The sequence below is a fragment of the Aliivibrio finisterrensis genome, assembly GCF_008933155.1.
Taxonomy (GTDB): Bacteria; Pseudomonadota; Gammaproteobacteria; order Enterobacterales; family Vibrionaceae; genus Aliivibrio; species Aliivibrio finisterrensis.
On the sequence record NZ_WBVP01000023.1, the window covers coordinates 19113 to 44509 of the forward strand.

Genomic DNA, 25397 nt, shown 5'->3' on the forward strand with positions numbered 1-25397 from the left:
GTTATGGGATTTTTTCTAAGACGTTTATCGTTCTATTTTATTGCGTTGGTCGTTGCTGCAACGATTAACTTCATTATTCCGCGAGCAATGCCTGGTGATCCAGTTGTCATGATGTTTGCGAATGCCACAACTCAGGTAACTCCTGAGCGTATTGAGGCGATGAAACAACTGCTTGGTTTTGTTGATGGGCCTATGTATCAACAATACTTTATCTACATCAAAAACATTCTAACTTGGGAGCTAGGCACCTCTATCAAGTTCTATCCTCTAAGTGTAAACACACTATTAGGTGGTGCATTTGGTTGGTCTCTTTTCTTAGCGGGTACTGCCGTTATGATATCTTTCTCTCTGGGTTCAATATTAGGTATTTTTGCCGCTTGGAAACGCGGCAGTGCTTATGACACATTCATTTCTCCTGGGATGCTAGTTATTCAAGCAGTACCGCAGGTTGTTATTGCAATGCTTGCTATGTTTATTTTTGCAGTCGGCTTAAAATGGTTCCCCACAGGTTACGCCTATACTCCAGGCGTAATTCCAGACTGGACAAGTTGGGAATTCATAAAAGATGTGGCTTACCATGCATTGCTCCCACTATTTTGTGCATCAATCGTTCAAATCGGCGGTTTCTTAATTAACATGCGTAACAATATGATTAATCTTTTAGGTGAAGATTACATCACTATGGCAAAAGGTAAGGGATTAAGTGAAAACCGAGTTGTATTTAACTATGCAGCACGAAACGCAATGCTCCCAAGCGTCACCGCTTTATCAATGTCACTAGGTATGGCAATTGGTGGGCAGTTAATCGTTGAAATTATCTTTAACTACCCGGGTCTTGGTACGGTACTGTTTAACGCTATTACATCTCGTGACTACCAAGTTCTACAAGGTCAGCTTCTTATCATGACACTCTTTATGTTGTTCTTTAACCTTCTTGCTGACTTGTTATATGTTGTTCTAGACCCTCGCCTACGCAAGGGAGGTAAATAATAATGAAAGGCTTAATTAAACTACTTTCTGGTAACTCTAAATCTCTATTTGGTTTAGGTATTCTATTTACGTTTATCTTTATTGCTGTGTTCGCACCATTCCTGAGCGACCACGCTCCAGATAAACGAACGGGTAAACCACACGAATACCCAAGCTTTGTTGTTAATGCGGCTCAAAATAACCCTGACGGATGGGTATCAGAAAACCTTGCAACAGACCGTCGTACATTACTAATGTCTAAAAATGCAGACCACGTAATGGGTACAACACGCATGGGTCGTGACGTTTGGTCTCAACTTGCTCATGGTGCGCGCGTATCACTAGCGGTAGGTTTTGGTGCCGGTTTGGTTGTATGTTTCTTAGCAACTATTATTGGTATCTCAGCAGGTTACTTTGGTGGCAAGGTTGATGATATACTGACAGCTGCAATGAATGTCATGCTGGTAATACCTCAATACCCTCTCCTATTCGTACTTGCTGCCTTTATTGGTGAAGCAGGGCCTATGACCATCGCCCTCATTATAGGGTGTACCTCCTGGGCCTGGGGTGCTCGTGTTATTCGTTCCCAAACCTTAGCGTTGCGCGAAAAAGAATTTGTAAGAGCTGCCGAAGTATTAGGTGAGTCATCATGGCGTATCATCTTTGTTGAGATTCTTCCAAACCTTATCTCAATCGTTGGTGCTAGTTTCATCGGTTCAGTGATGTACGCAATCATGATGGAAGCAACAATCTCGTTCTTAGGTCTTGGTGACCCAAGTACAATCAGTTGGGGCATCATGCTGTATAACGTACAAACCTCATCATCTATCTTAATTGGCGCATGGTGGGAATTGATCGGCCCTTGTATGGCTCTGACAATTCTAGCTATCGGTCTTGCAATGCTGAACTTTGCGGTTGATGAGATTGCAAACCCACAACTACGTTCTCATAAAGGCATGAAGCGCTGGAAAAAACTAGCAGCTCAAGACACTAACGAACGTAAACCAGATTTAGGTAAACCAGAATTAAATTGGAACAGGGAAGATTAATATGACTGACCCACAAATTTCTATCCGCAATCTATGTGTGGATTACATTACTGAATCAGGTGATGTGCGTGCTGTAAACAATGTGAGTTTTGACATCGGTAAAGGTGAAGTCTTTGGTCTAGCAGGCGAATCTGGCTGTGGTAAATCAACTATTGCATTCTCTTTAATGCGCCTACATAAGCCGCCTGCATTCATCACCGGTGGTGAGGTTATATTTGACGGTCAAGACATCTTAAAATATAGCGATCCAAAAATGCAGGCTTTCCGTTGGAGTGAAATGTCAATGGTGTTCCAAAGTGCCATGAACGCATTAAACCCAGTACTTCCGATGGAAGAGCAGTTTTGTGATGTGATCATGCGCCATACCACAATGACTCGTGAGCAAGCAATTACTCGCGCTCAAGGTTTATTGGAAATTGTTGATATTCATCCGAGTCGTTTAAGTGATTATCCTCACCAATTCTCTGGTGGTATGCGTCAACGTTTGGTTATTGCAATTGCATTAGCACTAAACCCTAAAATGATCATCATGGACGAACCAACAACGGCACTAGATGTTGTGGTTCAACGTGAGATTTTACAGAAAATTTATGCGCTAAAAGAAGAGTTTGGTTTCTCTATTCTATTCATTACGCATGATTTATCACTAATGGTTGAGTTCTCAGATCGCATTGGGATCATGTACTCAGGTGAATTGATCGAGGTTGCTTCTTCAAAAGAGATCTTAACCTCTCCTTACCACCCATATACAAAAGGCCTGGGTAGTTCATTCCCACCACTAACGGGACCAAAAACCAAATTAACAGGTATCCCTGGAAACCCTCTTAATTTATTAGAGATTCCGCAAGGTTGTCGCTTCCAGTCTCGTTGTGATCGTGTACACGAAGCATGTCGTACGATTCCTACGCAGCTTCGTCAGATTGAGCCTGGTCACTTGTCAAATTGCCACCTTTACGGTGAGACAATTGCACAAGCAAAAGCATAAAACGGATTTTCTGGAGTAAATTATGAGCAAAGCATTTGGCGAACTACTGATTGAAGGCAAAAATCTAGTTAAAGATTTCCCTGTAAGCAGTAACGCACTTAAAAACCCAATGATGCGAGCAATCAACGACGTATCATTCAAAATGTACAAAAGTCGTGGTCTTTCTGTTGTAGGTGAATCTGGTTCTGGTAAATCCACCACTGCAAAAATGATCGCAAAAATGTACGCACCAACAGACGGCGTTATTGAATACAAAGGCCGTGATATTCAAGATATCGTTAAGAAAAATGATCTAATGAAATATCGTGAAGGCGTACAAATGGTATGGCAAGACCCATTTGGTTCTTTAAACCCAACCCATAATATTTTCCATCATATTGCTCGACCACTTCTTATTCATAAGAAAGTCACATCTGGCAATCAAAAAGAACTTGAAGATCGTGTTTATGATCTTCTAGAGCAAGTTGGCTTGATCCCACCAAAAGAAACCGCGGCTAAATTCCCGCACCAGCTTTCAGGTGGCCAACGTCAACGTGTCAACCTTGCTCGAAATATTGCAGTAGGTGCTGAAGTTGTTCTTGCTGATGAGCCTACATCAATGCTTGATGTTTCTATCCGTGCAGGTGTTCTTAACCTAATGGAAGAGATGAAGTTTGAGAAAGAAATGTCTCTACTTTACATCACACACGATATCGCAACCGCTCGTTATATCGCAGAAGATCTCGCGGTAATGTACGTTGGGCACATGGTTGAATGGGGCGATACAGATGAGATCATTCACGATCCTCAACACCCATATACACAGCTGTTAGTTTCTGCAGTACCCGATCCAAGCAAATCGATCCACACCAAGTTGAAGGGAAATAAAGGGGAGATCCCTCTTTGGACTCCAGAATCAGCAGGTTGCCCATTTGCTGGCCGTTGTACTCACGTAACAGAAAAATGTAAAGAACGTATGCCTGGCGTAACAAAACTGTCAGACAACCATTTTGTTCGTTGTTACTTATACGAAAATTAATTTCATTAGTAATATCGAACAGCAGTAATTGGTATTTTGGAGAAATAGATGCAACTGTTAACTAACCATATTGGATATGAAACAAACGGACCGAAATCAGCGGTATTATTGGCTACCACTGCCCTAGCGCAGCCAATCTCTGGTCAAATTGTTTGTACTCAAACACAAGAGGTAAAACACCGTTTTTCTATTTCTTCATCAAACCAAGTTGCTCATTGGCATCAAGGTTACTTTGCTGAGATTTCATTTAATGAATTCTCAGAACAGGGAGAGTTCATTCTTGTAATCGAAGGGGCGATTTCTCATCCTTTTATTATCAAATCAAACCTATTAATGAGTCATACATTCTCTGATGTTATGCACTACTTTAAATCGCAACGTTGTGGTGGGATTTTTGATAAACAAGATAAGAAAGCTCCTATATTAAACAGTAATGAAACCGTCGATGTTCATGGTGGTTGGTACGACGCGTCTGGTGATGTAAGTAAATACTTCAGTCACCTTTCTTACGCTAATTACTTAAACCCTCAACAAATTCCAATGGTTGTTTGGAATATGCTGAAAGGGCTTGAATTAACTCAAAACCTATCGAGTTTTGCTGCATTCTCTCGCACCCGTCTTACGGAAGAGGCATTGTTTGGTGCTGACTTTTTAGTTCGAATGCAAAATCCGACAGGTTTCTTTTACATGACCGTATTTGATAAATGGAGTAAAGATATCAATCAACGTGATATCTGTGCTTACGCAACTCAAGAGGGTCTTAAATCTGATGATTACCAAGCAGGTTTCCGTCAAGGTGGAGGCATCGCAATTGCGGCTCTTGCTGCTGCTGCTCGCTTAGATATTGATGGTGAATTTACTAGTGAAAACTATTTAGACGCAGCGGTAAAAGGTTATTGGCACCTAAAAGAACATAACCTTAATTATTTAAATAATGGCGAAGAAAATATTATTGATGAATATTGTGCTCTTCTTGCTGTTATCGAGCTGTTCAAAACAACTCAAGATAATGCCTTTTTACTGGAAGCTCGTTCATGGGCAGAAAGATTATCGGCTCGCCAACAAAGTGATGAGCAGCAAAGCAACTTTTGGTCTGCAACTCAAAATGGCGAACGTCCTTATTTCCATGCAGCAGAAGCGGGTCTTCCTGCGATTGCACTATCTCAATACTTAGAAATAGAAACTGACAATAGCCGTAAAGCTCATACTCAATTAATTATCAACAAAGCTGTTGAATTTGAATTAACTATCTCTTCAGAAACATTCAATCCATTTGGTTATCCAAGACAATACGTTAAGCCGGTTAAGGGTGAAAAACGCAGTGCCTTTTTTGTCGCTCATGACAATGAATCTGGCTACTGGTGGCAAGGAGAGAATGCTCGCCTAAGTTCGTTAGCGAGCATGAGTTATTTAGTCCTACCTCATATTACTTGTACTGATATTAAACAGAAATTAGAGATCTTTGCTCAGCATAATTTGAACTGGGTATTAGGATTAAATCCTTATGATATGTGTATGTTAGATGGCCATGGTCATAACAACCCTGATTACCTTCCTCATCTTGGTTTTTTTAATGCTAAAGGTGGTGTTTGTAATGGCATTACTGGTGGTTTTGATGATGAAGAAGATATCGCTTTCAATCCTGCACCACACGGTGAAGATATGCTACAAAACTGGCGTTGGGGTGAACAATGGATCCCTCACGGCGCATGGTATTTATTAGCAATTATGACTCAATCATCTTACCAAGCGAAACTAGGAGAATAGTCATGAGCTATTTATATGTTGGAATTGATGGTGGTGGTACTTCTTGTCGCGCTCGAATTCGCAATGCACAAGGTGATTTATTAGGTGAAGCTAAAAGCGGCAGTGCCAATATCTTATTAGGAATTGAAGTTGCAATGGATTCAATCATTACTGCGATTACCCAAGCGGCAGCACAAAGTAAATTATCACAAAATGATTTTGCCACAATGCACGTTGGCCTTGCTCTTGCTGGTGCAGAGCAAAAATCAGCTTGGCATAAATTTATGCAATTAAAACACCCTTTTGCCTCAATGACATTAAACACAGATGCTTACGGCGCATGTTTAGGTGCCCATAAAGGCAAAAATGGAGCAATCATGATAGCTGGAACTGGCTCTTGTGGTATCTACATCCAAGATGGTCAACAGCATGTTGTTGGCGGTCGAGAGTTTCCAATATCAGACCAAGGTGGTGGCGCAATTATGGGCCTTCATTTAATTCAAAATACGCTTTTGGCTTCTGATGGTATAAAACCTATGACAGCTCTAACCGAGCATGTATTAGCGCATTTTAATCATGATATCGATAGCATCGTTGATTGGTCTAAAACGGCTCGCCCATGCGATTACGGACAGTTCTCTCCAGCTATCTTCGCTCTTGCGTTAAAAGGGGATGATCTTGCTATTGAGCTGTTACAACAAACAGCCAGTGATATCGAAATGTTTTTAACGGCTTTAAATAAGAGAGGCGCAACAAAGATTGCGCTTATGGGAAGTATTGGTGAGCACATTGTTGAGTGGTTATCCCCTGCTATTCGCCAATATTTAGTACAGCCACAATGTGATGCTATTGAAGGTGGCATCATGATGGCAGGAAAAACAGAACATAATTTGTTCTAGCATTCATAAGGATAAAAGATGATGGATTATCGTGTAGACCTCGTAGTCTTATCTGAAAAAGATAATTTAAGTCGCTTTGGCTTAACATTGCATAATTTAAGCGATGTGGATCTTCATCATTGGCAATTTCATTTTACGATTGATCGCTTTATTGCACCAAATAGCAATACTCAAGGCACTTTGGAACAGGTGGGTAGTTTCTGCAAACTCATTCCAAATGTTAACCAAGTACTAAAAGCAAACAACCATTACTACATTGAATTCAGTATTGGTACTGCCCCTTTTCGTTTTATTTCTGATGGTCTTGATGATGCAGCGATATTCATTGCCGATAGCGAAAAACCTCAATTTTTAGAGGTTTCAATCTCTCCAATAGTATTAGCATCACCACATACTAAACGAACTCAAATACCAAGAGTGGCTCCCGCTGAATTATCATTAATTCCAAAACCAGAATCAGTGCAACGTCTTGATGGATTATTTAATTTAAATGGCGTTTCACTAGAAATTCAAACTCATTTAGCAGAAGGGCCTGCAACATGGTTAAGTGAAGAGCTAGAGATAATTACATCAAAAAGTCATCCTATTAGTGAGAGTGGGAAGATCCAATTTATTGCGAACCCAACTCTTGATAGAGGGGCTTACCAAGTCTCAGTGACAGAAGATAAAGTCACTCTTCATGCAGGTTCAACTGAAGGCTTTGCTCATGCTTGTGCTACGTTATTACAATTAATTAATGAAGAAACACAGTTAGTAGCATGTGTAAAAATTAAAGATCAGCCACGCTTTCACTACCGTGGCATGATGCTAGATTGCGCAAGACACTTCCATCCACTTGAACGAGTAAAGCGTTTAATCAATCAATTAGCTCAATACAAATTCAATGTTTTCCATTGGCACCTCACTGATGACGAAGGATGGCGCGTTGAGATCAAAGCATTTCCAGAATTAACTCAAGTTGGTGCTTGGCGTGGGCCTAACCACCTATTAGAACCGCAATATACGCATGTTGCTCGCTCTCATGGTGGCTTTTACTCACAAGAAGAAATTAAAGAGGTGATCGCTTACGCTGAAGTTCGTGGTATTACCGTGATCCCTGAAATTGATATCCCAGGGCATTGTCGCGCTGCTATTAAAGCACTACCTCATTTATTAGTTGATACCGACGATCACTCAAATTATCGTAGTATCCAACATTACACAGACAATGTACTTTCTCCTGCATTAGAAGGAACTTACACCTTTATTGATACGGTACTTGAAGAAGTCGCTGCACTTTTCCCTGCTCCATATATTCATATCGGTGCTGATGAAGTTCCAAAAGGCGTTTGGACAGACAGCTCAAAATGCCAAGAACTAATGAACCAACAAGGATATAGCGATCCCGTAGAGCTTCAAGGCCACTTACTTCGTCACGCTGAAACAAAATTGAAACAGCTTGGTAAAAGAATGCTTGGATGGGAAGAAGCTCAACATGGCAATAAAGTCAGTAAAGACACAGTGATTTACTCTTGGTTAAGCGAAGAAGCGGCACTTAATTGCGCTAAACAAGGCTTTGATGTGGTACTTCAACCAGGACAAACGACTTATCTAGATATGGCTCAAGATTATGCTCCTGAAGAACCGGGGGTTGATTGGGCTAATGTACTTCCTCTTGAAGATGCATATAACTATGAACCATTAGCAGAACTTGCTGATAACGACCCTATTCGTAAACGAATTCTTGGCATTCAATGCGCGCTTTGGTGTGAAATCATCAATAACCAAGAGCGTATGGACTACATGATTTTCCCACGCCTTTTAGCAATGTCTGAAGGTATGTGGACACAAAAACAACACAGAAACTGGACAGACTTTTTATCAAGGTTAAATGGACGATTACCAACCCTAACACGTCAGGGTATTAATTTCCGTCAACCATAAGTCACCCAATTATTAGTATTTTAGTTAAGGATAAAACAATGAAATACGGCTTTTTTGATAACGATAACCGTGAATATGTAATCACTCGCCCTGACGTACCAGCACCATGGACTAACTATTTAGGCACAGAGAAATTCTGTACGGTTATTTCTCACAATGCTGGCGGTTACTCTTTCTATAACTCTCCAGAGTACAACCGTGTTACTAAATTCCGTCCAAACGGCACATTTGATCGCCCTGGACACTATGTTTACTTACGTGATGATGAAACTGGTGATTATTGGTCAATCTCATGGCAACCTGTAGCAAAAAGCTTAGATGAAGCAAGCTACGAAGTTCGTCACGGCCTGTCTTACTCTAAGTTCAAATGTGATTACAACGGTATTGAAGCGACTAAAACCTTATTTGTTCCAAAAGGTGAAGACGCTGAAGTGTGGGATGTGGTTATTAAGAATACCAGCGATAAGCCTCGTGTTATCTCTGCATTCTCTTTTGTTGAATTCTCATTCAGCCATATCCAATCAGATAACCAAAACCACCAAATGTCATTGTACTCTGCAGGTACCTCTTACAATGAAGGCGTGATTGAATACGATCTTTACTACAACACCAATGATTTTGAAGGTTTCTACTACTTAGCATCTACGTTTGATCCTGATTCATATGATGGCCAACGTGATAGCTTCTTAGGCGCATACCGTGATGAAGCAAACCCAATTGCAGTTGAAAAAGGTCAATGCTCTAACTCAGCACAAACCTGTTACAACCATTGTGGTTCTCTTCATAAGCAATTTACTATTCAACCGGGTGAAGAAGTACGCTTTGCTTACGTTCTTGGTCTAGGTAAAGGCAACGGCGAACGTCTACGTCAAAAATACCAAGATGTTGCTAATGTTGATGCTGCTTTCCAAGAGATCAAAGATCACTGGAGCGAGCGTTGCGATAAATTCCAAGTTAAATCACCAAACGAAGGTTTGGATACAATGATCAACACGTGGACACTGTATCAAGCTGAAACTTGTGTGGTTTGGTCTCGTTTTGCTTCATTCATCGAAGTGGGTGGACGTACTGGTCTTGGTTACCGTGATACCGCTCAAGATGCGATCTCTGTACCTCACGCTAACCCAAAAATGACTCGCAAACGTATCGTAGATTTATTACGTGGCCAAGTAAAAGCCGGTTACGGTCTGCACTTATTTGATCCTGACTGGTTCGATCCTGAAAAAGCAGACGTTGTTCCATCAAAATCACCAACAGTGGTTCCTACTCCATCGGATGACGATAAGATCCACGGCATTGAAGATACCTGTTCTGATGACCATTTATGGATCGTTCCGACGATCATTAAATATGTAATGGAAACCGGTGAACACTCTTTCTTTGACGAAGTGATCCCATACGCTGATGGTGGTAACGCAACCGTTTATGAACACATGAAAGCGGCGTTAGATTTCTCTGCAGAATACGTTGGCCGTACTGGTATTTGTAAAGGGTTGCGTGCTGACTGGAATGACTGTCTGAACTTAGGTGGTGGCGAATCATCAATGGTTTCATTCTTACATTTCTGGGCATTAGAAGAATTCTTAGATTTAGCTAAATTCCGTAACAATGATGCAGACATAGCTAAATACTCTGAAATGGCAGCGAACGTACGCGAAGCGTGTGAAACTCACCTTTGGGATGAAGAAGGTGGTTGGTACATTCGTGGCCTAACCAAGGATGGCGACAAAATTGGTACAGCTCAACAAACTGAAGGTCGAGTTCACCTTGAATCAAACACCTTAGCGGTTTTATCTGGTGCAGTATCTCAAGAGCGCGGTGAGAAAGCGATGGATGCAGTTGATGAGAACTTATTCTCTGAATACGGCTTACACCTAAATTCACCTTCATTCTCAACACCAAATGATGACATTGGTTTTGTGACTCGTGTTTACCAAGGTGTAAAAGAGAATGGCGCGATCTTCTCTCATCCAAACCCATGGGCTTGGGTAGCCGAAGCAAAATTAGGTCGTGGTGACCGTGCAATGAAATTCTATGATGCACTAAATCCATATAACCAAAATGACATGATTGAAAAGCGTGTTGCAGAACCATACTCATACGTACAGTTTATTATGGGTAAAGATCATCAAGATCATGGCCGTGCTAACCACCCTTGGTTAACAGGTACTTCTGGTTGGGCTTACTTCGCGGTAACTAATTTTATTCTTGGTGTTCGTGCTGGCTTTGAAGGCTTAACGATTGATCCTTGTATTCCAACTGATTGGCCTGAGTTCTCAGTGACTCGTCAATGGCGTGGTGCGACATACAACATTCAAGTTAAGAACCCTAACTCAGTAAGTAAAGGCGTTCAATCAATCACGATTAATGGCAAAGAAGTTAATGGTGCAGTCCCTGTTCAAGCAGAAGGCAGTGTGAACGACGTTATCGTAATCATGGGTTAAGTACGTTTAATGGACGCTTAATTTAAATGATAAAAGTAAGGAGCTTATTGCAAGCTCCTTACTCTAAAAGGAATTTACAATGATTCAATTTGGTACTGGCGGATGGCGTGCTTTCATTGGTGAAGAATTCACTAAAGATAATGTACGTCTTGTCGCTCAAGCGTTATCGAATATTATGATCAATGAACAAGCGCAAGAAAAAGGCTTTGTTATCGGTTATGACCGCCGCTTTCTTTCAGATAAAGCAGGTAAATGGTTTGCTGAAGTCGTCGCGGCAAACGGTATTAAAGTCAGCTTTATTGACCGATTCGTTCCAACCCCGATTGTTATGTTTCAAGCAAAAGAGATGGGATGTATTTACTCGGCGTGCATTACAGCCTCTCACAACCCTGCTGATTACAACGGCGTTAAAGTCTTCATTGAAGGCGGACGCGACGCCGATGAAATAATTACCCAAAAGATTGAGCAACAAATCGCTCATTTAACTCAGCAAGATGTCAGTTGCCTTGATTTTGAAGAGGCGTTAAATGATGGCTGCATTGAAATTATTAATCCAATGAATGCCTTTGTTGATTCTATCGTTAATTTTATCGATATGGAGGCCATTAAAAAAGCCAATTTACGTGTACTGATCGATCCTATGTTTGGCGTGGCAAAAAATGCTCTACAAACAGTATTAATCAGTGCTCGTTGTGATGTTGATGTTATCAATGACGGTGAAAACCCTTCGTTTGGTGGTCTAATGCCATCGCCTAACGCAGCAACATTATATCGTTTAAAGCACTTGGTTGCTCATGATGCTTATGACATTGGTATTGGCACCGATGGTGATGCTGATCGTTTAGGTATCATTGATGAGAAAGGCAACTTTATTCATCCAAATGAAGTGCTATTACTACTTTATTATTACCTACTTGAGTACAAAGGCTGGAAAGGCTCTGTTGTGCGCAATATCGCAACCACGCACTTACTGGATAAAGTTGCCGCGGATCACGGTGAAAAGAGCTTTGAGGTTCCGGTAGGCTTTAAGCATATCAGTTCACAAATGGAAGCGGATGACTCTTTACTTGGTGGAGAAAGCTCGGGTGGCTTAACTATTCGCGGCCACATTAAAGGTAAAGATGGTGTATTTGCTTCAAGTTTATTAGTTGAAATGATCAGTGTAACAGGAAAGAAACTATCTGAAATGCTTGATGAAATTTATGCTAAATATGGTTATGCCTACACAGCCGAAGGTGACTGTACATTCAAAGCGAGCGGTAAAGAAGCGCTCTACAATAAAATTTATATTGAAAAACAACTACCAGAATTTGAATACGAAATAGAAAAAGTGAGCTATGAAGATGGCGCTAAAGTCTATTTTAAAAATGGCGGTTGGGTGATTGCTCGTTTCTCAGGAACAGAACCATTACTACGTATTTTTGCTGAAATGGAAGATCAATTGACAGCAGAAAAAGTACTGAATCAAATGAAAGCTTTCCTTTCTCTTTAGTTTCCCGCGTATTTTAAATAAAAATACGCCTCTAAAGACTTAACCCAGCTAATACTTGAGTCGATTAGCTGGGTTCTTTTTATCTCAAGGTTTAATTATTTTCTTGAAGAAATACAATTGGGCAATGAGGTTTAATATCCACTCTCACTTTCTCCCCATTCGATAATCCGTCATTAGAAACACCAATCAGTTGAGTGCCATTAAGCTCAACAATATAACGACAAGTATCTCCCATGAATTGCAGCTCTTGCACTACCGCCTCTCCCGCATTATCTCGATACAAGGTTATATTCTGTGGACGAAGCAACACGTCTGCTTTTTTATTAAGATCATCAGAACTGCGACCACAAGAAATAAAGCCAACGTCAGTTTCAATATTGCCATTTTGATCAATCATGCCTGATACGTACGAGCCACCACCTAAGAAATCAGCAACAAAGCGACTGTTTGGTGAATAGTATAAATCATTCGCACTGCCAAACTGCTCTATCACACCATGATTCATTACCGCTAATTTATCAGAGAAAGCAAAGGCCTCTTCACGGCTGTGAGTCACGAAAATTGCAGTTACACCTTGAGCTTTAAAAATACGGCGGATTTCTTTAATTAAATCATGACGTACTTGAGTATCAATATTAGAGAATGGTTCATCCAATAGCAGAAGGTCTGGCTCACTGGCTAGTGCTCTTGCTATCGCAACACGCTGCTGTTGACCACCTGATAATTGGTGAGGATAACGATCTCCAAAGCCACTTAAATGCACAAGATGAAGCATAGATTCAACTTTTTCTATCGCTCGCTGCTTTTCCCAGCTCTTTAAGCCAAAACCGATATTTTCATTTACCGTAAGATGGGGAAACAATGCATAATCTTGAAAGATCATACCTATATTTCGCTGTTCTGGCGGTAACCAAGTATCACTGTCAGTAATCACCTTACCATTAATGTTCATTTCACCTTCAGATAAAGGCAAAAGACCTGCAATCGCTTTTAGAAGAGTGGTTTTTCCGCAGCCACTCGCTCCTAGCAAACAAACAATTTCACCCGATTCAACGCCTAAAGAGAGCTGAGATAAAATATCCTGATCATGATAGCGACAGGTTAAATTAGATATAGATAATGCAGAATTCATTAATGCTGTTGCTCCAAAGAACGGTTAACAATGATCAATGGGATCAATCCAACCAATACTAATAATACCGCAGGCATTGCTGCAATCTCTAATTGCTCATCAGAAGCAAAATTAAATACATAAGTGGCTAGTGTTTCAAAGTTAAATGGGCGTAATAATAAGGCCGCATTTAACTCTTTCATGGTTTCAATAAAGACTAATAACCCAGCAATCAAGCAACCACGACGAATTAATGGAAAATGAACTCGACGTAACATAGACCACGTTCCACAACCTAAAGTGCGCGATGCCATATCTAATGACGGTGGGAGTTTATTTAAATTACTTTCAATCGAACCAATCGCAACCGCTGAAAAGCGAGTCACAGATGCAAAAATTAACGCAAAGATTGAGCCTGAGAAAATTAATCCAACCATCCCAAAACCCAGTTGTTTTGAAATATCATTCACTAAATGGTCTAAAGTTATCATTGGCAACATTACCCCAATAGCAAGTACGGTTCCTGGAACTGCATAGCCAAGAGATGCCAAACGCATTGGCATTACACTCCATTTATTATTTGGTTGTAAACGGTGTAAAAAATTCACCACCAAAGCAATAATTACAGCGATAATGGCAGCAATAGAAGATACGTATAGACTATTTAGCGCATACTCTTGAAACTCTGCTGTCCAACTCTCTTCAAAGTAATGAAAAGAATAACTAATTAGCTGCAATAATGGAAAAATAAAAGCAATCGAGACTAGTCCCCAGCACCAAATGAATGCACCCCATTTTTTCCAGCCATGAAGGTCATATTGGAATTCTTCCGTCGTATTAAACTTCTCTTGGAACATTTTTTGTTTACGACGGCTATATCGCTCACCACTGATAAGTAAAAGGATTCCCATCAGCATAAATGCAGACACTTTCGCAGCGGCATTCAAATTCGAATAGCCTAGCCACGTATCATAGACTGCCGTCGTTAGCGTATTTACTGCAAAATAGCTAACCGTACCAAAGTCCCCTAACGCTTCCATCGCAACTAAAGATAAAGCAACCGCAATCGAAGGTCTTGCTAGAGGTAACGATATACGTTTAAAGCTTTCCCAAGGTGTACACTTTAATAAACGAGCTGATTGCAACAAACTGATGTTTTGTTCCATAAATGCAGCACGAGCAAGTAAATATACATAGGGATAGAGCACCAAAGACATAACAAGAATAGCACCGGTTAAGGTACGAATATCAGGGAACCAATAATCCCCGTAGGATTGCCACCCAGTAATATCTCGAAGCAATACTTGGATAGGTCCTGCAAAATCAAGCCAATCGGTGTAGATATAACCAACAATATAGGCAGGCATTGCTAAAGGAAGCACCAATGCCCATTGTAATATTGAAGAAGAAGGTACACGACACATGGCCATAAACCATGCAGAAGGTACACCTAAAATTAAGGAAAAAAACATCGCACCAAATACTAATAACACCGTATTTAATGTATAGGTAGGCAACACGGTATTAAACAGATGAGTAAAGATATCATCGGTATTACCTAGTGCGGTATATAGGATCGCTAAGATCGGTAAAACCAGTAGTAGAGATAAACCCCAACTACTGGTTTTCCAGAATAATAATTTATCTTTCATTGCCTAAACTGCAAGGCTCTTTTTTAAATGGTGAGGTATTGTTACCTCACCGATAGTAAATATCAAATTAAAGATCAAACTTAACTTCATCTAAAAGTTTAATTGCTTTAGTGTGGTTATCTGCAATCGTATCTAAAGATAGTGTATCTGCCTTAAAGCTCCCCCACGAGGCCACTAATTCAGAAGGCTTAACACCAGGTTTTACTGGGTATTCATAGTTGACTTCAGCATACATACCTTGTGCAACATCACCTGTTAAGAATTCCATTAGTTTTAATGCATTGTCTTTATTTGGTGCATATTTAGCCATCGCCATACCACTCACATTAACATGAGTACCATCAGTATTTTGATTTGGGAAGTTAATGTATACCGATTCAGCCCATGCAACTTGTTTAGGATCGTTAACCATTTTACCTAGGTAGTAACTATTACCTAAAGCAAGATCACAAAGACCTTCTTTAATCGCTTTAACTTGAGCACGATCATTACCTTGTGGTTTACGAGCTAAGTTATCTTTTACACCTTCTAACCATGTTTTTGTTTCTGCTTCACCATGATGAGCGATCATTGATGATACAAGAGAAACATTGTAAGGGTGCTTACCGCTACGAGTACAAATTTTACCTTTCCACTCTGGGTTTGCTAAGTCAACGTAATCAAAATCAGCACCTAATTTACCAACACGGTCACGCGATGAATATACGTTACGAGCACGTAAAGTTAATGCGAACCACTCATCGTCTGAATCACGGTATTGAGCAGGAACGTTAGCATTAATCGTTTTGCTATCTACTGGTTGTACTAGATTTTTATTTGTTAGTTCAGCAAGACGGCTAATATCCGTCGTTAAGATAACATCAGCAGGACTTAATTCACCTTCTTGAGCTAGTTTTTCTGCCAAGCCTTTTTTAGCAAATTTCACGTTAACTTTAATACCAGTCTCTTTGGTAAACTCTTTAAACATTGGTTCAACCAAGAAAGGCTGGCGGTAAGAGTAAACATTAACTTCTTCAGCAGCCATAACACTTGGTGCAAACATACCTGCGATTAGTGCAGAAACTGATAATAACTTTTTCATGATATTCCTTTAAAAACTCTCTAGTTACAAATGGTAATAAGAATACTTATCAATATCGATATTATACAAAGCAATTCCTAAATGGCAATGATCTCGCGCATTATTTACAAAAAAAGCCCCAACATAATTCATGTTGGGGCTTCATAGTTTGTAAATAAATATTAATAATGCTATTTATTTCACACTAACAAACTCTGGATAAGCATCTATTCCACAATCGTGAACATCCATCCCTTCAAGCTCTTCATCTTCTGTTACTCGGATCCCCATGGTTGCTTTTAATATTGCCCAAACCACAAGACTTGCACCAAATACCCAAGCAAAGATAACGACAGCTCCAAACAGTTGAGCGCCAAACGTTGCATCTGCATTATTTAGTGGAACTATCATCAAACCAAATAAGCCACATACACCATGAACTGAAATGGCCCCCACTGGATCATCAATCTTAATTTTATCAAACCCAACAATACTAAAGACAACCAATGCACCAGCAGCAGCACCGACACTCACAGCAGCCAATGGAGACGGGGATAAAGGATCTGCGGTAATCGCTACAAGCCCAGCTAATGCACCATTTAACACCATGGTTAAATCGGCCTTGCCCCACGTAGTTTTACATACGAATAACGCTGTGATGGCACCAGCTGCTGCTGCTGCATTGGTATTCAAAAAGATTTGGCCAACTGCTGTTGCATTCTCAAAGTCTGAAATCATTAATTGAGAACCGCCGTTAAATCCGAACCAACCAAACCATAAGATGAAGGTACCTAATGTTGCCAGTGGCATGTTAGAACCAGGAATTGGATAAATTTGACCTTTCTTACCGTACTTACCTTTACGTGCACCAAGTAATAGTACACCAGCTAATGCGGCTGAAGCCCCTGCCATATGAACAATACCAGAGCCAGCAAAATCACTAAATCCTGCTTCAGATAAGAAGCCACCACCCCATGTCCAATACCCTTCCATTGGATAAATAAAGGCCGTTAAAATGGCAGAGAATACAAGAAAAGACCAAAGTTTCATACGCTCAGCCACGGCACCAGATACTACTGACATTGCTGTAGCAACGAAAACCACTTGGAAAAAGAAGTCCGATTCTAATGAATGATCAGCCCCTTCTGATTGAGTACCAATTAAAGCACCAATAGAGGGCATGATCCCACCCGCTGCATTATCGACATACATGATGTTATAACCGACAACTAAATAAGTTGTACAAGCAATCGCATACAAGCATAAGTTCTTAGTTAAAATTTCTGTGGTATTTTTTGAGCGAACTAAACCGGCCTCTAACATGGCAAAACCTGCTGCCATCCACATAACCAAAGCACCTGACATTAAGAAGAAAAAGGTATCTAGGGCATAACGAAGTTCTGATACTGTTGTTGAAAGTTCCATAATATTGTCCTCTATCCTTAAAGTGCTTCTGTATCAGTTTCACCAGTACGAATACGTACTGCTTGCTGAAGGTCATAAACGAAAATCTTTCCGTCACCAATTTTTCCTGTATGTGCTGCTTTTGTAATCGCTTCAATAATATTGTCTACATGCTCTGCTTGAACTGCTATTTCAAGTTTTACTTTAGGTAGAAAGTCAACTTGATACTCTGCACCTCGATACAATTCAGTATGTCCCTTCTGACGTCCGAACCCTTTCACTTCCGATACTGTCATTCCATCGACGCCTGCTTCTGCGAGAGCCTCACGAACATCGTCTAATTTAAATGGCTTTATAATGGCATTGATTATTTTCATGCTTCAGTCCTTGAATTATTTGTAACTTATAATTAACAATCCAATTCGTGTGCCAACTTTAAAAACATAAAAAATTCAATGTGTTAATTAATCTTCTTCAAAAAAACGAAAAAAGGCTGCACTAAATAAGTGCAGCCTTTCCCTAGTATTGAGCAATAAATGACTCAGATCAGAAGCGTCGAATAAACGCCTCCCAGCTTTTGAGCATGGTTTCAAAATCTTCTAATCCGCATACAGAAATACATTCATCGTCATACATATGAATATCTTCTTCAAATTCTTCTTCTGAATTTTCAAATAAAGCATTTTCTTGCACGATAACTTCTTGATCGGTAAGAATTAGAGTCATTACCTGACCTGAGCGTTTCCATTCGTCTTGAGTATTTTTTACTGCTGCTATTTGCTGATACAGCTCCGCCAATAGTTCGGTATCTTTTGCGACATCTTCCACCAACCAACGTCCCATGGCTTCATGCCCCATAGAAAAGTTTGCATGATAAGTGCCATCGAGTGTATTTTTTTTAAATTCGTAATCCATCGGAAACCCTTACGATTAACTGGTATTAGCTCACACGCTTTTAATCAAAGATAATGCTAAGCTATTTTCCTTAAGTATAATCCTATCCCTAGTATTTTTATAGTTAAGCCCCTTACTCCATGATGAAAGAGATCCAACCATGCAATTAAACACGGTAATCGCAAAACAAATCGTTGAGCGCCCAATGAAAATTGTTATTGCTCCTGACTCATACAAAGAAAGTTTAACGGCGATGGAAGTCGCTACGGCAATTGAAGCTGGATTTAAACAAGTATTACCTTACGCAGAATATATTAAATTACCGATGGCTGATGGGGGTGAAGGTACAGTTCAATCACTCATTGACGCTACTGGTGGCTCTATCATTGAACATACGATTACAGCACCCCTTGCTGAGAAAGTAACAGGTTTCTATGGGTTACTTGGTGATGGCCAAACCGCAATTATAGAAATGGCTGCTGCATCAGGCTTACACCTTGTTGAGCCAAGTTTACGTAACCCTCTACACACCACAACCTATGGTACTGGCGAGTTAATTAAAGCGGCTCTCGATAAAGGTGTAAAACACATTATTGTCGGAATTGGTGGCAGTGCAACTAACGATGGCGGCATTGGTATGGCTCAAGCTCTTGGTATCAAACTTCTGGATAAAGATGGTAATGACCTTGCTTTTGGTGGCGGTTCATTAGAGCACCTTGCAACGATCGATACTTCAAATAAAGATCCTCGTCTTAATGACATTACTCTTGAAGTCGCATGCGATGTTGATAATCCACTATGCGGTCTTAAAGGTGCTTCTTATGTTTTTGGCCCACAAAAAGGGGCGACACCAGAAATGGTCAAAACATTAGATTCAAACCTAAATCATTATGCTGATGTGATGAACTCACAATTGAATAAAGACGTAAAAAATACAGAAGGCGCAGGTGCTGCAGGTGGCCTTGGTGCTGCGTTACTTGGTTTATTTGATGCCACGCTTCGACCTGGTATCGAAATCGTAATGGACGCGGTTAATTTAAGTGATGTGCTGGCTAAAGCAGATTTAGTGATTACAGGTGAAGGACGTATCGATAGCCAAACCATTCATGGCAAAACCCCTATTGGTGTAGCAAGAACAGCGAAAAAGTTTGATTTACCTGTTATTGGTATTGCTGGTTGCTTATCTGATGATTGCGCTGTTGTTCATGATTACGGTATTGATGCAGTATTCAGTGTTGTTCCTCGCTCTGTATCATTAGAAACGGCACTAAAAGAAGCCGCAATTAATGTTGAAAACACCGCAAGAAATGTCGCAGCTATTTACTCTATGAACATTAAAAATAATTAGCTTAAGATTAAACGCAATAAAAAAGCAGCCGATTTGGCTGCTTTTTTCATTTATAAACAAAGATTAAGCGGGTTCTTGGAAGATAACCGTATCTGCTTTTTCTGTATACTGCCCCATTTTATGGAAGTTCAGGTAACGGTATGTATCGGCAGCGGTTGCATTGATCTTCTCAGCGTACTCTAAGTACTCTTCTTTTGTTGGAATACGACCTAGAATCGCGCCAACAGCAGAAAGCTCAGCAGAAGCCAGATAAACATTCGCACCAGTACCTAAACGGTTCGGGAAGTTACGAGTAGACGTAGACATTACTGTCGACTTGTCAGCAACACGAGCTTGGTTACCCATACACAGTGAACAACCCGGAGTTTCAATACGAACCCCAGCACGACCGAAGATACCGTAGTAGCCTTCTTCTGTCAGTTGGTCTTTATCCATCTTCGTTGGCGGAGCCACCCATAGGCGAGTATTTAGTGAGCCGTTAAACTCTTCTAACATCTTACCTGCAGCACGGAAGTGACCAATGTTTGTCATACAAGAACCGATGAACACCTCTTGAATCTCAGTGCCTTGAACATCAGAAAGAAGACGAGCATCATCTGGATCATTTGGTGCACATAGGATTGGTTGATCGATGTCAGCAAGATCAATCTCAATAACGTGCGCGTATTCCGCATCTGAATCAGCAGATAGCAACTCAGGGTTCGCTAGCCACTCTTCCATTGCAGTGATACGGCGCTCTATCGTACGAACATCACCGTAGCCTTCAGCGATCATCCACTTAAGCATAACGATGTTTGAGTTCAAGTACTCAGAGATAGACTCTTCAGAAAGCTTAACGGTACAACCTGCAGCAGAACGCTCAGCCGATGCATCAGAAAGCTCAAATGCTTGCTCAACAGATAAGTGTTCAACACCTTCAATTTCTAGTACTCGACCAGAGAATTCGTTAATCTTACCTGCTTTCTCAACGGTCAGTAGGCCTTGCTTGATACCGTAAAGAGGAATTGCATGTACCAGGTCACGTAGCGTGATACCTGGCTGCATTTCACCTTTAAAACGAACCAAAATAGATTCAGGCATATCAAGAGGCATAACACCTGTTGCTGCAGCAAATGCTACTAAGCCAGAACCAGCAGGGAATGAAATACCGAGAGGGAAACGAGTATGCGAATCACCACCTGTACCTACAGTATCAGGCAGAAGCATACGGTTTAGCCATGAGTGGATAACACCATCACCCGGACGCAGTGAAACACCCGCACGATTCATGATGAAATCAGGTAGCGTATGGTGAGTATTTACATCAACCGGCTTAGGGTATGCCGATGTATGACAGAAAGACTGCATTACTAGGTCTGCTGAGAAACCAAGACACGCCAGATCTTTAAGCTCATCACGCGTCATAGGACCAGTAGTATCTTGCGAGCCTACCGTCGTCATTTTAGGCTCACAGTACTGACCAGCACGCACACCTTCAACGCCACATGCTTTACCAACCATCTTCTGAGCTAGCGTGTAGCCTTTATCAGATGCCGATGGATCGATTGGTTTAGCAAACAGATCCGTTTCAGCTAAGCCTAGAGCGTCACGAGCGCGACTTGTTAAGCCACGACCGATGATCAGTGGAATACGGCCACCAGCACGCACTTCATCAAGAAGTACTTTGCTTAGCTCAAAGTTTGAAATCACAGAACCGTTTTTATGTACCACACCTTCATACGGGTAGATATCAATGATATCGCCCATGTTCATGTCTTGTACGTTCAGTTCAATGGGTAGTGCGCCTGAATCTTCCATTGTGTTGTAGAAGATTGGTGCAATTTTACCACCAAGACAAACACCGCCTGTACGCTTGTTTGGTACAAATGGGATATCCTCACCCATAAACCAAAGTACTGAGTTTGTTGCCGATTTACGTGAAGAACCCGTACCAACAACATCACCAACATAAGCCAGTGGGATACCCTCTTTTTGCATTTCTTCAATTTGAGTAATTGGACCAACACTGCCCTGTTCATCAGGAGTAATGCCATCACGTTCCATCTTCAGCATCGCTTTTGCGTGTACTGGAATATCAGGACGTGACCACGCATCAGGCGCTGGAGATAAATCATCGGTGTTGGTTTCACCAGTGACTTTAAATACTTTAACAGTAATTTTTTCTGCTACTTTATTTTTAGCAGTAAACCATTCAGCATCAGCCCAAGATTGAAGTACTTGTTGTGCTGAAGCATTACCTGCTTTCGCTTTCTCTTCTACATCGTAGAATGCGTCGAACATCAGTAGAGTATGAGACAATGCTTTAACAGCGATTGGAGCAAGCTCAGCATCATCTAGCAGAGAGACTAGAGATTCGATGTTGTAGCCACCTTGCATAGTACCAAGCAGTTCAGTCGCTTTTGCTTTGCTAACTAATGGAGACGCCACTTCACCTTTTGTGATTGCAGTTAAGAAGCCCGCTTTTACATAAGCTGCTTCATCAACACCCGGTGGAATGCGATTTTCTAGCAAATTAAGAATAAATTCTTCTTCACCTTGCGGTGGATTTTTTACTAATTCAACTAATGCTGCTACTTGCTCAGCATCTAATGGTCTTGGGACCACACCTTCTGAAGCACGCTCTTCGACGTGTTTACGATAAGCTTCAAGCACGACTTAATTCCTCACTTTCTGGTCTACTCTTAATGAGTAAACATCCTTGGAAACAATTCAGTTTATATCCATTAACTTTTTAATTCTGTTATAAATCTCAATAAAACAAGAGAATATGTATCGGAATAGACTAAAAATGTGGCGAGATGATATCAAATTTAACTCAAAATTAAAATCTCACCACATCAAACAACATACGACTTATGGCGCACTTTTAAACATTATAAAGTTGCACCAATACTTAAATATACAGATTCATGATTTTGTTCTGTACGACCATAAGCCAAAATAATTGGGCCTATTGGTGAGTCTATTCCTGCAAAAATAGAGCCCGCAGTGTAAATTGGTGCATCACTAAAGTGCTCTTCATTCCATAGCCCTCCATTTTCGACTGAGGCACCTAAATATATAGGTGATTGAAATAATCCAAAATCGTTATCCATTAAACGATACCGATATACGAGACTAGTAAATACTAAATTTTGTCCTGTTAAACTGTCTTTTGGTGTACCTGATAAACGTAAAAAACCACCGAGTGACTTAGGCTCCAATTGCAAGTCTCCCTTTTTATTTTCAACAATGCCATACTCAAAATTACCGACGAAAGTATGACGAGAATAAGTCCAAGCAGCCCTTGTGTTCACAGTAAACTCTATGACTGAATCTTTTGTCCCATCAATATCAATAACACTGTCATCTACATTATCATGAGAATATAGATACTCTGAACGAACGTAGAAACCTTTAGTTGGGAAAGTATAGTTATCTAATGTATCAAGACGATACTGAGCAAAAACACCTTCTCGAGTATAACTTGCACCAATACTTGAGACACTACTAAAAGAAACATCACCTTTAGTGTATCGCCCACCAACTCTAAAATCACTCCATAAACGCCCCTGTAGACCAAATGCAGCTTCAAGAACTAAATCGCTATACTCCAAGGGAAAATCGTTATCAATTGAACTTAATTCATTACCTGATAAAGAGAATTTTTTCTGCTCTACATTATAAGTCGACTTAAATGATGTAAATAAAAGTTGGTTGATTAAAAATGGGGTATATAACTCAGCAGAGATTAACTTATCGGTTCCCAACTCAAAATTAACTCTCAATTCTGAACGATTATCTCTAAAGCCCGTTAACTGAATATCAGTAAAATTAATCGACATTCCTAGTGAATATTTACTCTGATTATCAAAGTCATCTTCAAGAGCAAAGCGAAAATCTAAATAGTTTGGACCCCAACTTTTTTCCTTCACTTCAACAACAAGATCATGATTTCCTTCTCTTGCTTCTTTATAGTAATAGTCAACTCGTTCAAATCTATCAATAACATATAAATCTCTTATATGTGCTTCTAATTCATCAGCGGTATATGTTTGACCTTCTTTAATATTAAGACGGTCTAACAACATTTTTTCTGTATATAAACTTTTATTCTCTAATTGCAGTTTATTTATTGGTAACGAATTACCACGTATAAGTTGTTCTGTTTTTTTATGTTTATTATCGCTATAAGCTTGATAAGCCTTCTCTGATATAACTAATTTATCTAATACTTTATGTTTTTCATAAGCAATGTCATATCCCTTATCATAAGCAAAAGGCATTCGACCGAATTCAGCAGTTTCCATTTTTCCTACATGGGGAGAAAGTAATATATCTTTTTCATCTAATAATTTTTCTTGCTGAAGGGTACTATTTTTTACAATGTAATTTGTTAATTGGCCCATTACAGATAAATAACTAGAGATATCTTTTGCCTCTAAGTAATCAGAACCTATATCCACAGCGATAATAATATCTGCCCCCATCTCCCTTGCTATATCAACAGGCATATTATTGACACTACCGCCGTCAACCAGCAAGCGCCCTTCATATTCAACAGGTGGAAGCGCTCCAGGAACTGACATACTTGCCATCATTGCTTCTGCTAAATTGCCATGATCTAATATTACAGGCTCTAGCTTTTCTATATCTGTAGCAACAGCTCTGAATGGGATAGGAAGATCGTCAAATGACTCTAAATAAGGAACATTTCCAGAGGTTGTTCTCAGTATTTTGGCCATATTCTGGCCCTGAACAAAGCCTTTTGGTGCTTTTAATTCTGTGAATGAGAAACCAATATCTGTCCCGATTTGATAACGGTCTTCATATTCCTTATCTCTAATTTGTCTTTCACTTCGTTCAACTTTATCTACAAATCCGCTATTCCAATCAATAGAATCAATAAAGACTTCGATTTCATCCGCACTTAGCCCTGATGCATATAACCCCCCAATATAAGCCCCCATACTGGTACCAGTAATATAATCAATGGGGATTTTCATTTCTTCTAGTGCTTTAAGTACCCCAATATGTGCAGCCCCCTTTGCTCCACCGCCAGCAAGCACCAATCCAATTTTAGGACGAGTTTCAATAGCTAATGCGACTGAAGAAGATAGATATAAAAAAATAGAAGAAAACAGGAGAGGCTTGAAGCGCATAAAATCATCCTTAAATATTGAGATAAAAAGAATACAGGATGAAGAAGGAGATAAAAAGCTTAATCAGCCAAACTGCCTATTTCGCAGTGTCTATTCAACATTATTTTACTTTTATTCAGACGTAAAAAAGCCCTAATCTTTCGATTAGGGCTTCTTAATATAGTGGCGGAGTGGACGGGACTCGAACCCGCGACCCCCGGCGTGACAGGCCGGTATTCTAACCAACTGAACTACCACTCCGCAGTGTCTATTCAGCATATTG

18 protein-coding genes and 1 tRNA gene are annotated in these 25397 nt (G+C 40.3%); 10 read left to right on the forward strand and 9 right to left on the reverse strand.

Going from position 1 to position 25397, the window contains the following annotated elements; genetic code table 11:
* Window positions 1-3 precede the first annotated feature (3 nt).
* From F8B77_RS15565 to F8B77_RS15605, 9 genes are all read left to right on the forward strand, one after another.
* Window positions 4-990, forward strand: a complete 987-nt coding sequence (locus tag F8B77_RS15565) for an ABC transporter permease (RefSeq protein ID WP_151656416.1) — start codon at window positions 4-6, stop codon at window positions 988-990.
* Between the two features lie 2 nt (window positions 991-992).
* Window positions 993-2018: an ABC transporter permease gene (locus tag F8B77_RS15570; protein WP_151656418.1), complete on the forward strand. Its 1026-nt coding sequence runs from the start codon at window positions 993-995 to the stop codon at window positions 2016-2018.
* A gap of 1 nt (window position 2019) precedes the next feature.
* Complete coding sequence (locus tag F8B77_RS15575) at window positions 2020-3003, forward strand: ABC transporter ATP-binding protein (RefSeq protein ID WP_130046211.1); 984 nt, start codon at window positions 2020-2022, stop codon at window positions 3001-3003.
* 22 nt (window positions 3004-3025) lie between these two features.
* Window positions 3026-4021, forward strand: coding sequence for an ABC transporter ATP-binding protein (locus F8B77_RS15580; protein WP_151656421.1), 996 nt, complete (start codon window positions 3026-3028; stop codon window positions 4019-4021).
* Window positions 4022-4069: 48 nt separating this feature from the next.
* Entirely contained in the window at window positions 4070-5788 is a 1719-nt protein-coding gene (locus tag F8B77_RS15585) for a glycoside hydrolase family 9 protein (protein ID WP_151656422.1), read from the forward strand.
* A gap of 2 nt (window positions 5789-5790) precedes the next feature.
* Window positions 5791-6666, forward strand: coding sequence for a glucosamine kinase nucleotide-binding domain-containing protein (locus tag F8B77_RS15590; RefSeq protein ID WP_151656424.1), 876 nt, complete (start codon window positions 5791-5793; stop codon window positions 6664-6666).
* Between the two features lie 21 nt (window positions 6667-6687).
* Entirely contained in the window at window positions 6688-8589 is a 1902-nt protein-coding gene (locus tag F8B77_RS15595; protein WP_167512836.1) for a beta-N-acetylhexosaminidase, read from the forward strand.
* Between the two features lie 38 nt (window positions 8590-8627).
* Window positions 8628-11033, forward strand: coding sequence for a glycoside hydrolase family 94 protein (locus tag F8B77_RS15600; protein ID WP_151656428.1), 2406 nt, complete (start codon window positions 8628-8630; stop codon window positions 11031-11033).
* A gap of 79 nt (window positions 11034-11112) precedes the next feature.
* The gene (locus tag F8B77_RS15605; protein WP_151656430.1) at window positions 11113-12525 is read left to right on the forward strand and encodes a phosphoglucomutase/phosphomannomutase family protein; all 1413 of its coding nucleotides are present in this window, start codon (window positions 11113-11115) and stop codon (window positions 12523-12525) included.
* A 91-nt stretch (window positions 12526-12616) separates the two neighbouring features.
* On the opposite strand, the gene F8B77_RS15610 is transcribed toward F8B77_RS15605, so the two are convergent.
* The 6 genes from F8B77_RS15610 to F8B77_RS15635 form a co-directional block, all read right to left on the reverse strand.
* Entirely contained in the window at window positions 12617-13657 is a 1041-nt protein-coding gene (locus tag F8B77_RS15610) for an ABC transporter ATP-binding protein (RefSeq protein ID WP_151656432.1), read from the reverse strand.
* Window positions 13657-15288, reverse strand: a complete 1632-nt coding sequence (locus tag F8B77_RS15615; RefSeq protein WP_151656434.1) for an ABC transporter permease — start codon at window positions 15286-15288, stop codon at window positions 13657-13659. The genes F8B77_RS15610 and F8B77_RS15615 overlap by 1 nt, the downstream gene beginning before the upstream one ends.
* Window positions 15289-15355: 67 nt before the next feature.
* The gene (locus tag F8B77_RS15620) at window positions 15356-16369 is read right to left on the reverse strand and encodes a Fe(3+) ABC transporter substrate-binding protein (RefSeq protein ID WP_151656436.1); all 1014 of its coding nucleotides are present in this window, start codon (window positions 16367-16369) and stop codon (window positions 15356-15358) included.
* Between the two features lie 174 nt (window positions 16370-16543).
* On the reverse strand, window positions 16544-17773 hold the full coding sequence (locus tag F8B77_RS15625; RefSeq protein ID WP_151656438.1) for an ammonium transporter: 1230 nt from the start codon (window positions 17771-17773) through the stop codon (window positions 16544-16546).
* A 17-nt stretch (window positions 17774-17790) separates the two neighbouring features.
* A complete protein-coding gene (locus F8B77_RS15630; RefSeq protein WP_045101235.1) occupies window positions 17791-18129 on the reverse strand; it encodes a P-II family nitrogen regulator in 339 nt (112 codons plus the stop codon).
* 169 nt (window positions 18130-18298) lie between these two features.
* On the reverse strand, window positions 18299-18667 hold the full coding sequence (locus tag F8B77_RS15635) for a YacL family protein (RefSeq protein ID WP_151656440.1): 369 nt from the start codon (window positions 18665-18667) through the stop codon (window positions 18299-18301).
* A gap of 184 nt (window positions 18668-18851) precedes the next feature.
* Here F8B77_RS15635 and F8B77_RS15640 point away from each other — a divergent pair, with 184 nt between their 5' ends.
* Window positions 18852-19994, forward strand: coding sequence for a glycerate kinase (locus F8B77_RS15640; protein ID WP_151656446.1), 1143 nt, complete (start codon window positions 18852-18854; stop codon window positions 19992-19994).
* Window positions 19995-20057: 63 nt separating this feature from the next.
* On the opposite strand, the gene acnB is transcribed toward F8B77_RS15640, so the two are convergent.
* From acnB to F8B77_RS15655, 3 genes are all read right to left on the reverse strand, one after another.
* A complete protein-coding gene (acnB, locus tag F8B77_RS15645; RefSeq protein ID WP_151656442.1) occupies window positions 20058-22646 on the reverse strand; it encodes a bifunctional aconitate hydratase 2/2-methylisocitrate dehydratase in 2589 nt (862 codons plus the stop codon).
* 221 nt (window positions 22647-22867) lie between these two features.
* Window positions 22868-25135: a patatin-like phospholipase family protein gene (locus tag F8B77_RS15650; RefSeq protein WP_151656444.1), complete on the reverse strand. Its 2268-nt coding sequence runs from the start codon at window positions 25133-25135 to the stop codon at window positions 22868-22870.
* 163 nt (window positions 25136-25298) lie between these two features.
* A tRNA-Asp gene (locus F8B77_RS15655) sits at window positions 25299-25375 on the reverse strand.
* Between the last annotated feature and the right edge of the window lie 22 nt (window positions 25376-25397).

Bases quoted from the DNA above. Each gene is read 5' to 3' on its own strand.
- F8B77_RS15565 (WP_151656416.1), top strand. From the start codon at position 4: ATGGGATTTTTTCTAAGACGTTTATCGTTCTATTTTATTGCGTTGGTC.
- F8B77_RS15570 (WP_151656418.1), top strand. From the start codon at position 993: ATGAAAGGCTTAATTAAACTACTTTCTGGTAACTCTAAATCTCTATTT.
- F8B77_RS15575 (WP_130046211.1), top strand. From the start codon at position 2,020: ATGACTGACCCACAAATTTCTATCCGCAATCTATGTGTGGATTACATT.
- F8B77_RS15580 (WP_151656421.1), top strand. From the start codon at position 3,026: ATGAGCAAAGCATTTGGCGAACTACTGATTGAAGGCAAAAATCTAGTT.
- F8B77_RS15585 (WP_151656422.1), top strand. From the start codon at position 4,070: ATGCAACTGTTAACTAACCATATTGGATATGAAACAAACGGACCGAAA.
- F8B77_RS15590 (WP_151656424.1), top strand. From the start codon at position 5,791: ATGAGCTATTTATATGTTGGAATTGATGGTGGTGGTACTTCTTGTCGC.
- F8B77_RS15595 (WP_167512836.1), top strand. From the start codon at position 6,688: ATGGATTATCGTGTAGACCTCGTAGTCTTATCTGAAAAAGATAATTTA.
- F8B77_RS15600 (WP_151656428.1), top strand. From the start codon at position 8,628: ATGAAATACGGCTTTTTTGATAACGATAACCGTGAATATGTAATCACT.
- F8B77_RS15605 (WP_151656430.1), top strand. From the start codon at position 11,113: ATGATTCAATTTGGTACTGGCGGATGGCGTGCTTTCATTGGTGAAGAA.
- F8B77_RS15610 (WP_151656432.1), bottom strand. From the start codon at position 13,657: ATGAATTCTGCATTATCTATATCTAATTTAACCTGTCGCTATCATGAT.
- F8B77_RS15615 (WP_151656434.1), bottom strand. From the start codon at position 15,288: ATGAAAGATAAATTATTATTCTGGAAAACCAGTAGTTGGGGTTTATCT.
- F8B77_RS15620 (WP_151656436.1), bottom strand. From the start codon at position 16,369: ATGAAAAAGTTATTATCAGTTTCTGCACTAATCGCAGGTATGTTTGCA.
- F8B77_RS15625 (WP_151656438.1), bottom strand. From the start codon at position 17,773: ATGGAACTTTCAACAACAGTATCAGAACTTCGTTATGCCCTAGATACC.
- F8B77_RS15630 (WP_045101235.1), bottom strand. From the start codon at position 18,129: ATGAAAATAATCAATGCCATTATAAAGCCATTTAAATTAGACGATGTT.
- F8B77_RS15635 (WP_151656440.1), bottom strand. From the start codon at position 18,667: ATGGATTACGAATTTAAAAAAAATACACTCGATGGCACTTATCATGCA.
- F8B77_RS15640 (WP_151656446.1), top strand. From the start codon at position 18,852: ATGAAAATTGTTATTGCTCCTGACTCATACAAAGAAAGTTTAACGGCG.
- F8B77_RS15650 (WP_151656444.1), bottom strand. From the start codon at position 25,135: ATGCGCTTCAAGCCTCTCCTGTTTTCTTCTATTTTTTTATATCTATCT.